The following is a 15,601-nucleotide window of genomic DNA, read 5'->3' as shown; positions in this document are numbered from 1 at the left end:
TGCTAGGCGATTTCCGGTGAATGTTCCATAATTAATTTAAAATATAGAAATTATGGAAACTTTAAATCAAAATTGGCAGACTGTATCTGAAATTGAACTGATCTACAAAACGAACGTAAAAAGCTCTGAAAGACCCCAAATTAAATCTTCCAAAGATGCATACAAACTAGCACTTTCAGCTTGGGATTATAATAAAATAGAATTCTTCGAGCAGTTCAAGGTATTATTTATGAATCAAGCTCACAAGGCACTTGGAATTTATGAAATCTCTTCTGGAGGAATTGCAGGAACTGTTGTAGATATTAGATTAATATTCTCAGCAGCTCTTAAGGCAAATGCTACATCTTTGATGATGATTCACAATCATCCTTCAGGAAACCTTACAGCCTCTGAAGCCGATAAACAGATAACTCAAAAGGTAAAAGAAGCCGGAAGACTTCTTGACATCATATTATTGGATTCAATAATTATAACTGCAGAATCTTATTACTCTTTTGCAGATGAAGGCGCTTTATAAGCGCCTTTTAAATAAATAATTAGTACGTCACAAGAAGATGTCTCAAAAAGAGAACTTAATATAAGTGTTTAATATTAAATTGTATTCTGCATTAAACTGTTTGCACAAATCCGATGTAGTACCAGTTTGCGAGTGCTTAATCTTTTCGTTGTATGTTACTTAAATCATCATAAATAATTGGAAAATCTTTTTCATTTCCAATTAACCATGGCCAAAGAGGATTTATTCTGTTAGATTCTTTATGAGCATCGTAGAAAAAGCGAATTACTGACTCACTACTCTTACATATTTCATTTATATTTCCTTTAAAATATAATTTAAAGAAGTCTGCTCTTTCTACGCTTTTTTGATGAATAATTGCATTTCGATATTCTTCCAACAATTTAAAGTGATTATAAAAAGATTTACTTTTTATTGATTTTACGTCATAAATTTCAGGAAGTATGACCGATACTTTTTCTGCTAAACTTGTCCATCTTTCGATTGCCTTTTTTTCATAAAGGATTCCGTCTTTTTCAGCAGACTTGTATATGTAATTGTCAGGAATGCTAATATTAGCAAATGCCTCAACAGCTGTATAAGCGAAAACAATAGCCGTTTCAATTTCCTCAATATAATCACAATAGTGTCGTGATTTTTCTTTGAGAAATCCAACTTGTTCATCTTTTATATATTTTGTAATGTCATTTTCCGGTTTGTCTGGATTTAAATAAATTTTATAAATTTGTAAACCACGATTTAAAGCTTTATCTGAAATAGATAGGAGCAATGCAATATTATTTGGAATAAAATATTCCAATTTATGCTTTGAGTTTATTTTAATTTCGTCAGTTTCTTGCACAATAAAATGCATATCGAATTCAGAAGTATCATTTGGGTCTTTTACAGCAATAGGCTTATTAATTCTATATTCAAAAATATCATAGTCTTCTGGTCTAAAAGCCATAATATAGTTTGCACCAGTTGAACTTTCTTTTGTCACGTAATTGATTTTCTTTTTTGCCATATTTTTATTTGATTCCAATTGATAAAAGTTGTCTATATATACCGTCAAGTCCCTGGGCTGGGAGAGTTTTGGGACTAAATTAGATTGTTTTTCAGTTAAGCTACTAATTACCAAATACAAACCAACTTTAATTTAAGCCTAGAACCCAAACTTGCTAAAACGTTTTTAATGGGTGCCGATTAGCTAACTCTAAATTCTAAGGGATCAATTATAAATTCATTATTGCTTTTTGAAACATAGAAATCTAAGGTTTTTATTATTTGAAGCAGTTGAGTGGAATAATTTTTAAAACTCTCAGATTTAATAGTATAATAGCTCAGCATTTTGCGAATACTTGTAATCCTAATATTCCCCCAATCTACGACAATACCTTTTTCTAAATCTATTTTTTTCAACAAAAGATGCTCGCCTTTTGGATTATCGGAATTCATTTTCTGTCCATCAATTACTATAAACTCTTGTGATTCTATACCACAATTGAATAGGTCATTATGAACTTGAAAAGCGGAAATACTTCTTAAACTTTTCAGAATTTTTAATAGCGACGAAGTGGTTTCCGCATTTGCATTTTGAATAAAAAAAGGCTGATTTATTAAGCCTTCTAATTTTTGAACATAGCTTTCCCAATCTTTAAAAATTGTAAAACCAAGAAGCTTTTTTTCATACAGATTATACTCTAAATCTTCATATTTTGTATCTAAGAGTTTCCCGATATTTTCCTGAGTGAGATTATAGTCATAACCATAAATGATTTTTAGTAAATGGTTACATATAGTTAAAACTTCTTTGTCAAGTATTTTCTTTAAATAGTCTTGTAATTCATTATGATTTGAATCATGTTCAATGATTCCTTGTAATGCACCTTTAAAAATATTTGTAAGAACTTTTTTGTCCTTCGTTTTGTTGGAAGGATTTATTATAGAATAGGAAATAGGTCTTCTAAATCTCAAATCAAAAGGCAGTTCTTCAATTTTGCCATATTGATTATTGAAGACACAAATTATTTTGTCCCAACCCAATGCTTTGGCCGCATATCCCAATTCAATAAGAACATTTGGATTTGGGCATTTTTTCCCTAAAGAATCTGCATTTATAAAACTTACATCTGCAACAAAAATATTTGAATTATCAATTTTGTTGAAAATGGAAGAGGCAATATCTGGTGTTCCAATAACATTTTTAGTATCACGGTCAATAACTGCATCAATTATTAAATCCTCATTTAAACTGGAGATAGCTTCTTCCAAACAGTTACCAATAAAACCACGATTTGTAAAATTTGGTAAGTCAGATTGCCAAGAATAAAAGATTGTCTTCTTCAAAGTTGATAAGTTAAATTGATTTTGGTTTTCGGTTGCCTATATATATGTGTGAGAAACCAAACAAAGCTACCCAAATTTGGATAGATATGTGATAAGTATTATATTTATTTCATTATAAATCATTAAGACGCATATCCGATAATACTATAATAGTCTTCAAAAAGTTGGTTAGATAATTGAATGCTTCCCGCTACTAAGACAAAAAGCTTCAGAGAAATCTGGAGCTTTTTTTTATTTTTAAGTTTACAAAATATATCTACGGACCTCGGATCAATACATATTGTTGTGGGGAAATATTAAAATACTGAGTTTATAATTTTTAAAATCAAATAGAAATGCAGGATTCTTTTAGAATCAACGCTAGATGTTGTTGGGGAAAACATTGAAAATTTCATACATCAATTATTTTTTAACGCAGATTCACAAAGATTTTTCGCAGAGTTTTTTTACTTTAATTTTTTGTCGCTTCACTTTGTGCTACACTATAAGGATTCGTACTAGAGCGGGGATTTCTCAAACAGATTTAGCTACCCAATTAGGTATTCATAAAAATGTACTGGAAAAACATGAGAGAAACGAAGTTTTTCCTTCAATAGATATCGCACGCAAAATTGCCGATATTGTTGATGTCTCTTTATATTTTTTAACCCATAAAGAAAATGTTTAAGTACATAAAAAACCACTCTTTCGAGTGGTTTTCTTTTTTATTATCGATAAACTTCACGATTGTGTTTTCAAGACCAATATTGTTAACCCACACCAAAGCTATGTTACATAATAAGTCATTATAGTGCTCTCGCGCTGCACCATAACCTCATTATGCAAAATATCTCATTTCTAGAAGACCTCTCCAAACCAGACGCCGCTGCCCCGCACTAGGATTGTTTTTTATTTGCTCAGTCGCCGCAAAACGCTATGCTTGTTTTTTTGAAATAATGCCAGGGATTTTATCCTAAAACAAGAAATATCATGTGTGGCATTATTTCAAAAAAACAACCCATAAAAAAACCTCGCATCGCTGCAAGGTTTTCTGTTTTTATTTATTTTGTTTTGTCGATGCTCTTTGACGGCACGCAAAGAATTTCCGCGCTATCGTTGCCTATATCCGAGCAATCGGGTCTTATTCACTTCCACGGATCAATTTTAAAAACATAAATTATTGTTATAACTACTACTAAAACTCCAGCAAAAGGAGTATTCTGAATCCCTATACCTATAGTCAAATTATGCGCTATGGCTAGTAATACATATCCCCAAAAATATCTATTTATCTTTGATGAGAAAAACATAAAAATTAAACTACCTAAAAATAAAACATCTGCAATTGCAAATGGAGTTAAATATCTTATTCCATCATAATTATATTTATTCGAAAAATATTTAATTATATCAATTATATAAAAATAAAGAAGGTAGAAATTAGTCAAACAAAAAATGAATACAGCTATCTTCTTCATTATTTATCGATTTTAGGAATTGTTCCATTATCAATATTTTGTCTTATCACTTCAGGTATATCATGGTCCACACTATGTGCATCAGTCGTAATACCAATGTAATGATCCAATACATCTAAACGAACATTTACAGTTTCTTTATTCTTATAATATCTCTCGTAATTTTCACGATCAACACTATTTGCAAGATCAGTTTGTACTTTATCTTGAGGATTGTAAATATGAATATGTTTGTTTATTATTTTTCCTAAAGACGGGAATATCTTTTCTGCCATTTCAGGATTCTCTACGCTATTTGGGTTATTTACAGCAGGAGTAGCGATTGTAATGATATTAATTTTAATATCTTTTTCTCCGACAGAGTTTAATGCAGCTTTCAAAAGTGGAGCTGCTTGAATTGAAACATTACCACCGTGGCTATGTGCGATTAATGTAATATCTTCACCTTTAATCCTTTTAGCCATTATGTAATTTACTAATTCAGCTGCAGCCTCAGTTCTATCTTCGACATCATTAAAGAAGTTGTTTCCATAATTAAATTTCCATATACTACCCCATTCGAATCCAGTATTTACAAATTTACTATTTTGTAATCTAATTAATTGTTTTGTTCCTTCTTTTAGAGAATTATCATCATTTCTCCATCTTTTATTGTTACTTGTTGTTCCGTGAATGAAAAAGGCCTCTTTACCTTCTAATTCTACGGCATCCATTATTCTGTTTTCACTAAATGCATAAGAACTATTATGTGGGTACTGTCTAAACAATGGATCCACGGCAAAGAACCTTCCAAGCCTCACATCAGCACCTCTAAAGGCGTAATTTGCCCAGTTCCCTTCCCCTTTGATTTCATTGTCCATTTCCTGCCCCTGGAAACCATATCTGTAGCTATCACTAGAGCCGTGTCTAGTAGGTACTAACTGTCCAAAAGGAAAATAATCAGAATAACTAAGAACGTCTGGCATAAAAATACTGCCGCTAACCAATTTTCTGTCTGAAATTACCGAAAGAACGTTACCTAAATGGTTTGATAATTCATATTGTTTGTCTCCCACAAAACGATAAGCAGTTATTGGTGCCCCAGGCACAGCATCTTTTCCTTCGCCTTGTACCAGTCCTTCGCAAACGTCGCCAATACCATTTTTATTGGTGTCTTCCTGCAATGGGTTTTTCATTGTAGGGCAATTATCACATACGTCGCCAATGCCATCACCGTCTGTATCGGCTTGGTCAAAGTTAGCAATTAATTTACAATTATCGCAGGCATCACCTCTGCCATCTTTATCGGTATCGACCTGATCAGGATTATAAATTAAACAATTGTCGCAAACGTTCCCTACGCCGTCATGGTCATCATCTTCCTGCAATGGATTAAATACATACGGGCAATTATCGTTGATGTTAAGCAAGCCGTCGCCGTCACTATCATCAGCTCTTGCTCCGCAATAACTTTGAGAGAAATCAACATCTGCACTATTGCTTAAAATCATAGTTTGTCCTGTTGTAGCTACTGGCGAACCTTTTCCTTCATCAAAACTAAAATAATTGGTTTTAATATCTTCCGGTTCCTGACCGTTATCTACTGTATAACTAAAGTCGCACATCTCGGCTTTTAGGGCATTGTAATTCTTTGCTACTCCTGGACGATGCGTTATAGAGGCAGATCCTACCGAGTTTTTTGGCAATGTGATATGCAGTTCCTCAGATCCGCTTCTCATTCCTTTATTCTCGTCACCATTATATCCTGTGGTTACTTTGGCCACAGTTGAATATTCATTACCGTTTAACTTTATGTTTACAGTGTATTGATCAGCATTTTTATTTATTATTTCTATCTTCAAGTCCCATTCATCTTCTGGTATAACAGGAGAAATAATTTCGTAATCTATTGTCGTTTCATAACTTCTAAAACTATAGCGCCTATTTCCGTCTCCATTTTTATAACTATTATGACCTCTACGATATTTTTGTAACGAAACTACTGGCAGGTAACCAGTACCTGATTTTTTAACCGTTACAAGTACAGAACTTAAGTAAGAATTGGTTCTGTCTCCTGGCCATGAAGTTCCTTCTTCATAAACTCCGTGCAGAGCTGCTACCAAATTAGTTTCTTTGTCTTTATTGGCAGGGTCAATTTTAAAATGCGTGTTTAGGGTTATTGATTCTGTTTTTGTTTTTGAATTATCAAATAAGTTTATCGTGTTCTCCGGTTTTTCATCCCATTTTGCAGATCCATTTATAGTTTTAAAGTTTAATCCGTATTGATCTTTTGGAGTTTCCGCAACTGTAGTCGCTACAATTTGTGTACCCGCCAAAAGATTTCCAGATCTTAGCGTATTTTGTACTACATCTGCCGTGATTTCTTTTCGTCCTCGTTCGACTCCTAAACGGCTGCTGCCATAAATATCCTGTTCCACAAGATAATATTTTATGGTCGTTCCTTCTTTTACCATTTCATAAGTACTCAGTATATTCCCTTGTGCATCACGCTGATAATAAGTAGTGGTTGCATTAGTTCCGCTCGTTATTGTTTTGGCTGTTCTATTGCCCAGACCATCGTATTCAAAATTAATAACGGTGCCATTTGCTTTGGTAACAGATTTTACTTTTCCGTCTACTCGCCATGCAATAGTTTGTCCTTCTTGTTTATCGTTAATTAATTGTCCGATATCATCATAACCATAATTATCTGTAACCTGATTGTCTATATCAAGCGAGGTATCGTTTGCAGCACCGTTTGTAAATACGCTGTTGGCAACGGCATCGTTTACATGTCGCAATTTGTTTGTGCCTGGGCTATAATTATAGGTCAGTTTATCCATTAAGGTTATAACTCCTGTAGATAATGGTGCCCAGCGATTAAGCGTCGCTAAGTTTCCGTTTTTGTCATAACTGTAATCAGAATGATAGCCATCTGTTGGGCTCTTTGATGTCAAATCCGGATTGTAAGAAATAGACTTCGAAGTCATTTCTTTAATCCTGTTCAACTGATCGTATCTGTATGAATTATACTGGGTCGAAATTGGTTTCTGCTGGTTATCAAGCAACGAGGTCACCATTTCTTTGATATTCCCGTTGTACAGGTTTATGTTTCCTTCGAGGTTGCTTTCTTTACTAAAACTAAAAATAGTATTATCCCTGGTATTAAATCTTGACTGATAATCACCTTTATAATAATTTAAGGCAAAACCAAAGGCATCCTGAGCCGCATTTAAGCCGTCTTTTCCGGCATCGTATTGTGATCCAATTCTTTCGGAGTTTACACTTTTAAGCCATCCCTGCAGCGTATAGATATAATCTAATCCCTGTACTTTTTTATCTCCAATTTCCATACGCGCAAGCAGACCGTGGTCGTAATAGAGATAGTTGGCTTCTTTTTCCCAGATTACATTGTCTTTACTGGTGTAAACCTGCTGTATTCTATTATCGGCATCATATTCATAACGGTGTATAAACTGATCTTTGCTACTGTTAGGCTGGTAGGTTACCTTATTTACATTTCCGCTAATTAAGTCGTAATCATAAACGACTTTTTTACAGTCTTGTTTAAGCTGTTTTAGTTTGTCATTATTGTTGGTATGATAGACTAACTCTTTTACGTTGCCGTGTACATCGTAATCGTAAACTATTGCGTTACTGTATTTATCGTATGCTTTTATGGTAACCAAATCGGCAGTTAGCTGATTGTAATACAATACAGCTGTTACTCTTTTTTGGCTGTTATCTGTAGCGTAATTTGTAAACCAATCATTAGTATCTGCCAGCGGAGTATCAAACAATGTTTTGGTAACCTGATCAAGTAAAATACTTTGATTGTACGGATATTTGTCACTAATACCATCAACCGGTACGAGATCGCCTGTATTTGTATACACAAGTCTTCCATTGTCGTTAATAGATAATGTAACTCCTGTCTTAACTTCAAATTGTCCGGCTTCAATAATTCTTCCTAAACCATCATAACGGGTGTAACTAAAACAGGGTTTTGTTTTTATCTGGTTTGCGTTTTGAGAAGCTACAACTCTACCCAGTGCATCATAAGCAAATCTGGTTACATTTCCGTCGGGCGTTTTTTGCCATACCAACTGGTTTAAAGAGTTGTAACGGTATTGGGTTTGCATAGTATGCACCGGTGCAACTTCTACACCATTTACAAGGGTTAAATCTTCTTTTAAAGGATTATTTTCTCTCACTGATGTTATTGCAGCATCTGAACCTGGCAGTAATCTTTTTGCTCCCTGTGGCGGAACGGTCTGGATTAAATTTCCTGCCTGATCATAATAATACAGGGTATATTGATATTCTTTATCAAAAGAAGTCTGAGTCAGGGTCTCGGTCAATCCTTCGAGAGAAGCCTGCAGATATCGCTGTTTAAATTCTTCTTTTTTACTGGCATAAAATGCGTTTTCGATTTCTTGTTTGTTGGATGCTTTTACCGTGTTTTTGTATATTTCGCAAGGGATTCTGGTTTCCGTAACCGGAACTACGAGGGTAAATATTGGCGCCAAAATAGAAGGTGCACAAATTTTATTATCAGCAACATATTTATTGGCATATTGTGACCATATTAGTAGTTCTTCGGTTTTAGCTGTTTTTTGTGCCGTCACATAATTTACATAACTTGTAATAACTGCTGCTGTACTCGTATTTCCATATCTTAATTTTGTAGCACCAAACTCTTCGATTGTTATAAAAAGCGGGTTTTTTACGGTTGTTATTTGAAGCTTGGTTAAGTAGGTTAAATAATCTGTACTGATGTATCCAAAATTTGCTTCGCAAAAATAGTTTGCGTCTGTGGATAAATTTGTTGGTATAATGTAGTCCTGTACTTTGGTGCTTAATCCTGTTTTGAACGCATTCCATTTATCTCCGCAAATTATTGGGGCAACGGTTGGAGGAATACAGAAGGTATTACAATCAGTAATTTCTATTGTTGATGCTGATGCTTTTAATGAAACCGATTTTAATTTTAAATTATTTTCAGTTATAACAAAAAAACCGTTTTCATTTTGAGTAACTTTAGAACTACTCGATATAGGTGCACTACTCTTTAATAATCCATTTTGAATAAATGTTGGATAATCATTAGAAATGAATTGACAAAAACTCGAACATTCTGATACTAATTGATTATTTTGTATTGCAACTGTTACATAATTAGACACTCTTGCTGTATTGTCAGTTACAACTTGATTATTTACATCAATATAAACTAGTTTGGCGGCACCATTTGTATCAATAATATCTAAAGAAATTATTTCTCGAATTTTATCCGCATTCATTACTGCTAATTGTATATTAGATTCGTTGGCAAAAATAAATTGAATAGAATATGCATCGCGATATAAATACAATTGTGTAAGCGAAATAGGACTAGTTGTAGCTCCCGAATATGATTTTAATGAATGATAATAATCTCTTTCTCCTTTAAAATTGTTTATTAAACTTGATTCTAAAATTAAATCTTTAAGTTTACTTGCTTTTGGATTTGTAAATGGGTTTATATAATAAGGAAAGGGATTTTCTATTGCCTCGTTAAATGCGTTCTTTAAATTTGTTTCATAGGTAAATTCAACATTGTTAGCTAACCCAAGAAGGCATGTATCAACTTTAACAGGTAAAATAGGATCGCACAAGTCACCTATTCCATTTCCATCATAGTCCCATTCTCCACAAGGCGAACAACAGTCAAAATAAAGGGGTTTGTTAGCATTTCCAGAAGTAATTTTTGCCACTATTTGTCTGTTCGAAGCAAATGCGCCTCTTCTAACGGTTAGTTTTAACATGTTATATTTGTCATTTTGCAAATCGCCTATGGCAATATTGATAATACGATCTGTACCCAAACTATAACCAGAGAGGTCTATTGCAAGACGCTTCTTATCATTAACCATAATGGTAACATCATCGATATTGTTTTTCCATTTTACAACATCACTTTGTTTAATGCCAAAATAGGTATAGAGATAACCACCTGTAAAAACAGGATTGGCAGTAATGTTTACTTCATTATTTCTAATTGTCCCGCTGGCTTGCAAACTGAATACAAGTTCTCTAAAAGCGCTGTTAAACTTGTCTTTTTTGTCGCATACAGGAACTCCCAGACCTGTGCAGCCATTAATTTCGGCTTTGGTTGTACCTTCTATTATTACTTCTTCGGGCGAAGTGCAATTTGTAGCATCATTTTTTCTTTTTATTACGGCCAGAATCTGAAATTTATATAATTTATTGGCTGCATCATATCCCGGCATTGCATAAATGGTTTTGAAGGCTACAATGTCTTCCCATTTTGGAGCTGTAACTGTTATCCCACAAGGATTTTTATAATCTGTATGAGTATTAGTGAATTGCAACTGAATAGGGGTCGCTATATTATTTTTCTTGTATGTAAAACCAATATTAAGATAGCCTGCGTCCTGTGTTGCTTTTATTTCCGGTGTTTCGGTAGCTGTTTCGAGATTAAAACCAGAGTTAAGCTGTGCATTGAATATTGCCGGGGTCAAAAACGGCATACTCGACGTTTTTAAACCATTTACCAATAATCCCTGGCTTTGGATTGTTTTGTCAAGTAAGCCTTTTAGAAAATATTCCAAATCGTTTGCTCTTGGGCATTGACCTGTTTGTCTATAAACAGCTGCTTCTGCAGTAGCTTTTGCAGCTTCCAAAATTTGCTGGTCGGTTAGTGCCGCATCGTGACTAAAATCGGCTGGAACGAATCTTTTTTCTTTCTTTTCATAAAAAGATGCCGTTATGTCTGAACATGGCAATTCGATACCTGTACTTGCAGGGGTTGTATTGGGGACGGCAGGTGTTTGCGGAATTGTATTGATTAGGGCAGTAAGTGTCGCAAAATTATTTGGTGTTGCAGTTGTGTACTTTTTAAACAAATTAACAAATGTATCCGAGCTTTCCAGATTGCCTATACAATCGTTATAATTGTTGTTTTTAGCGGCATAGATATGAGAGAAAACAGTACGTGTTTTTTGTTTAAAAGCAGTATAATATGTTCTGAAATTAATCCAAATTCTTTGTTTTAAATTATCGTCACTTATGCTGTTAATATCGCTTAACAGCATCGTATTTGATTTATCTGAAAATGTCTGATATTCTGACTGGGCAGCGATACCATTACTATAAACCGCAAAATAATAGGCTGTTTGAAGCATGTTTAATTTTTTGCCATTTGATAATGCCAAACCGTCAAAATTTGTATTTAAAGCTTCTTTAATTAAATCTTTACGAAGTTTATAATCAGCCTCAGATTCTATACTGCTTCTAGAGTTATAATATGGGTCACTTGATTTACTTTGTGAATCAACATTTATAAGATTGGCAATTGTGCCAGTTGATGAAAATATCGTATTGTCTTTTACTGTTTGTGTTTCGGTATCAAAATAATCTGCACTTGTTATTTTTTCATCAAACCCATCTGAGTTGTAGCCGTCGTCATTTAATTTCGTGCAAAAAGAACTATTGTATACGTAATACTGATATTCAGGATGATAAGGCAATAAGGCATTTGCCCAACTTGGTTTCCATAATGCAATAAAATCATCTGTATAACGTAAATATTTAGGATGTACCAAAAATGCATTTGGATCATCACTATCGTGATCTTGTGTAACAACTGCATTATCTATTAGGCTGGGATTGTAAATACCTTCTCCAACCAATGTTACGTTTATTAAGGATGTTTTCCCGTCTTCTTCTTTATAAAATCCTCCGTAAGGGTTTCTCCAGCTGTTATAAGAAACTTTTATTTCTTCGGGGTTATTAGTCTCCGGATTGGTCTCTGTTTTTACAGTATAACCTCCGTACAATAACTGGTTATTATCGTTAAAAACACTTAGTGGATCAAGAATTTTAGCTGTTGTCGAATCTTCATCATCATTAGTTTCGATTCCTTCGACAGAACCGTATTGTCCATGTGGGCTAACATCTCCTAATAACATGTCGAGCTTAAGGCTGCACACGTTAATAGGCTGCTTGCATAACTCACGGCATCCAGCTAATAATCCTCTGAATTCGTATTTAAAATCAGCTGCTTTTGGAAGTATTTCTGCCTGGTTGAAACCTGATGCTGTATATTGAGATCCGTTATAAGTAAATGCAGTTGTTGTAAAAAAAGCATTTAGGTTTTTAATAACATATAGTTTTTCGGCAGCAATAATATCAGATTCTCTGGCAGTTATATTGCCAAGTGAAGATGTATCTGTAGATAACTTTAGTTTAAAAGCATTACATTCTGCCGGGCTTAGATTTTCGCATACTAATGATTGCTCGCAGCTTACACACGTTACATTACAATCTTCTGCTGTTACATCGGCCTCTAAAGCCCCTAAATCAGGTAAGCATTTTTTGTTTTTTATTAGTTCGGTAATATAATCATCTGCATACTGGTTTAATGCATCCTGATTTATTTTAAGATCTTTACTTAAAGGATAAGTGCCCACTTTTAAAAAATCACCTGAATCGAGTCCTTTATATTCTTTTTTTCTAATAGTTAAAGGCAAAGCTGTAAAAGAGTTCAGATTCAATACTCCAAATGTATCAGATAACTGATTGGTTCCTGTCAGTAATTCTAAGGCACAATCATTCTTCATACTTATTGCCCAGTCATATACAAAAGGATATTGTTTTCCGTTCAGGCAATCCTCCGTATAAGAACCTGCTGGCTTATTTAGGGTGTATTCAAATTTAACTTCCCCTTCTTTTACAATCGAAACGGGAGTAATCACACGGATACCATCTTGGTAAACCGCATTAAGCCCAGATGCATATTTGTCATTGTTGGCCAATAAATTAGTCGTGGTCGTTTGATGCAAACCTGTAATAGTTTCATCATCCAACGACATCAAATTTGTATTGTTATCGCCAAGTAGTGCAGTAGCCACAGTTCTTCCCTGAGGATCAAGGTAACTTACACTTGCCTGTTTGGTAGGATCTATAACTATGTTTTTTTTGTAGTGTGCAAAATCACCCACTTTATAACCAAAAATCCTATTAAGCTCTTCTTGTTTGGGCTGCCCGTAAAAATACTGCATTTCATGGCCTTTGCCTATTTGATGATCTGGTCCTACCCCGCCTTTTCTCTTTATTCTGCCGGTATTATCTGGCGTATATTCTATTTGCGAAAAAGGATATCCTTTTGCATCGGGAACTAAATCCTGATAGTTTTCCTGTTTTGCATTATTTGAAGAATAATATTTGCCTGAACCAGCCACATTAGACATTCCTGGTACAGGTACCGCAGCACAATCTAAAACAGTGGGGTTGTCCCAGTCAAAATCATTATGACTGTATATCGAACTGGCTGCATTTTTATTTAAATCATTATAAAAACGAATTCCCGAGGCTTCAACAGGAGCCGGTAAAACTTCAATGGCAGCCCTTCCCTGGTTATCATAGATTACCTCTCCAACAATGGCTTTGTTATTGGTGTTTATTTTCGTTACAGTCTGACGATTACGAAGGCTTCCGTCAAAATAACTCACCACTTCTTTTTTCTTTCCGTCTTCTGCAAAAGAAGATTGATATTGCCAGTTTTTTTGACCTGCTTCATGCGCTTTATCTATTTCTATTAGTTGCGGCCATTCGCTAACCCATTTAAAAGAATCTGTAAGACCCGAAGACCATATTCCGTAAAAGTTTTTAGAAGTATCATCAAGAAAACGTCCTATCGGTCTTATACGGTAAATTAAATAACCATTAGAATATACCAGAGGAATTCGATAAGTAGTATTTTTGGTTTGAATTCTCGTACTGTTTAGTTTAAAATCCTGCTCGTTCAAAGCAATTTGATCTGAAGCTAGTTTACCGCCACTTACACTGTAATTATCAATCCAGATCCATTCAAGTTCGTATTCTACAGCCGGGGCTTTGGCGTCTTTGGTCCAGTTAATAACTAATTCTTCTGCACCATCGCTAATCTTAGGCACCTGTACTTCGCTTGTCCCGTTGTATTTTACCAATTTATGTACTATTGGAAACACCGACGAAAATTCCGTAGCGCCAAGCTGCATGTTGTAATAACGATCTGTGTTGAATTTTAACTCTAAATAAGCCGAAGAATTAGAAACTGTTATAACCGCATCGGCTGCATTATAATATTTAATAGATTCAACTTTTACATCGGCTTTATGAATACCCGGTAATTGATACACCGCATAATCGTTTAGCTGGGCGCCTTTGGTTGCATTGTCGTGTTTTATTTTTAAGGTTACTAAAAAAGGATTTGGATATGATTTTTCTGCATTTTTATTATCCTTAAAAGTGGTCACTATATTACCGGCAGTATTATAAGGTGTAATTTTTAAAGTGATTTCACTATAATATACATCAGATAAATTATCATTAAATCCAAAATGTATGGATACCACGGGATTAACCGAAGTAAAAACATTTTTCTTATTTAAATCTGCAAATTTTGAGTCTTTAACCTGAAGTAACGGCAGACTGTTTAATTGTGTTCCTTGTTTTTTATCTCCCAAAGTTTCTTCCTGCTGGGCGAATGAAAAAAATGAAAACAGTGCGAATACAAATGTTAGTAAATTCTTATTGACAGGCATATCTATATTTTTATTTATTGGTAATGGTTCTTTGATCAGTAACTTCATACTTTTTTAATGGCTCAGACAAAATAATTTGTTTTTTATCTGATGTCGAAAAATAAGTATTGCTTGTAAAAATCGCTGCATTAACTGGATTTCGATTATAATTTGTGTTGGTAATTTCCAGTCTGGGATAGTGCGGGTCGGGCTTTCGGTAATCCTGAGAAAAATTAATTGCTGTGCTATAATAAAAGGTTTGTTTTAGCAAAAAAAAATCTTTTGATATCTGTACAATAATTTTTGAATAAGGAAGACCGGAATAGGTTTTTGCCTGCAGTGTTATTTCCCAATAGGTTTTATAATCAATAAATTTTTCGATTTTACATAAATCCAACAATGGTTTAATATCAAAATCTCCAAAAGATGTTACAATTGGATTCGATATTTCCATTGCTTTTTCGTCATGGTTTATTTTTAGATATACCGTTTTAGAATTAAGTGTTTCAGTATTTGCTATTTTTGTATATACTTCATTTTTTGCATTTTTATAAAAGACCCCTTTATAGATTTGTTCTGCTTTTTCAGAATCAAAATCTTTATATAGCGTATAAGTAGATTTATATTGTAAAGGCAGCGTATTAGTATATTGTTTAGTGAATTTTTGAAAAACTTCACTCACAGTCTGTGTATGGCTCAGACAAGTATTGAACAAGGCCCATACGAATATTATTTTTTTATAAAACATGCTG

General features: G+C 34.0%; 7 protein-coding genes. 2 read left to right on the top strand and 5 right to left on the bottom strand.

The window, feature by feature from the left end; genetic code table 11:
- Window positions 1-52 precede the first annotated feature (52 nt).
- Window positions 53-517 (top strand): JAB domain-containing protein, encoded by a 465-nt coding sequence (locus SD960_RS08440; protein WP_318802224.1) that lies wholly within the window; start codon window positions 53-55, stop codon window positions 515-517.
- A gap of 136 nt (window positions 518-653) precedes the next feature.
- Here SD960_RS08440 and SD960_RS08435 read toward each other — a convergent pair whose 3' ends face one another.
- On the bottom strand, window positions 654-1,523 hold the full coding sequence (locus tag SD960_RS08435) for a hypothetical protein (protein ID WP_318802222.1): 870 nt from the start codon (window positions 1,521-1,523) through the stop codon (window positions 654-656).
- Between the two features lie 179 nt (window positions 1,524-1,702).
- Window positions 1,703-2,845, bottom strand: a complete 1,143-nt coding sequence (locus tag SD960_RS08430) for a hypothetical protein (protein ID WP_318802221.1) — start codon at window positions 2,843-2,845, stop codon at window positions 1,703-1,705.
- Window positions 2,846-3,209: 364 nt separating this feature from the next.
- Between SD960_RS08430 and SD960_RS08425 the strand changes: the two genes are divergently transcribed.
- On the top strand, window positions 3,210-3,512 hold the full coding sequence (locus tag SD960_RS08425) for a helix-turn-helix transcriptional regulator (protein WP_318802220.1): 303 nt from the start codon (window positions 3,210-3,212) through the stop codon (window positions 3,510-3,512).
- A 457-nt stretch (window positions 3,513-3,969) separates the two neighbouring features.
- On the opposite strand, the gene SD960_RS08420 is transcribed toward SD960_RS08425, so the two are convergent.
- From SD960_RS08420 to SD960_RS08410, 3 genes are read right to left on the bottom strand one after another with little or no spacing between them, the layout of a single operon-like run.
- Window positions 3,970-4,302 carry a hypothetical protein gene (locus SD960_RS08420; RefSeq protein ID WP_318802219.1) on the bottom strand — a complete coding sequence of 111 codons (333 nt, stop codon included), beginning with the start codon at window positions 4,300-4,302 and terminating at the stop codon, window positions 3,970-3,972.
- The gene (locus SD960_RS08415) at window positions 4,302-14,918 is read right to left on the bottom strand and encodes a thrombospondin type 3 repeat-containing protein (RefSeq protein ID WP_318802218.1); all 10,617 of its coding nucleotides are present in this window, start codon (window positions 14,916-14,918) and stop codon (window positions 4,302-4,304) included. Before SD960_RS08415 ends, SD960_RS08420 begins: the two co-directional genes overlap by 1 nt.
- A complete protein-coding gene (locus SD960_RS08410) occupies window positions 14,881-15,597 on the bottom strand; it encodes a hypothetical protein (protein ID WP_318802217.1) in 717 nt (238 codons plus the stop codon). Before SD960_RS08410 ends, SD960_RS08415 begins: the two co-directional genes overlap by 38 nt.
- Between the last annotated feature and the right edge of the window lie 4 nt (window positions 15,598-15,601).

Source organism: Flavobacterium sp. MMLR14_040, assembly GCF_033657265.1.
GTDB lineage: Bacteria > Bacteroidota > Bacteroidia > Flavobacteriales > Flavobacteriaceae > Flavobacterium.
The sequence above is the reverse complement of the archived record's forward strand: the minus strand, read 5'-3'. Positions and strand labels throughout refer to the sequence as shown.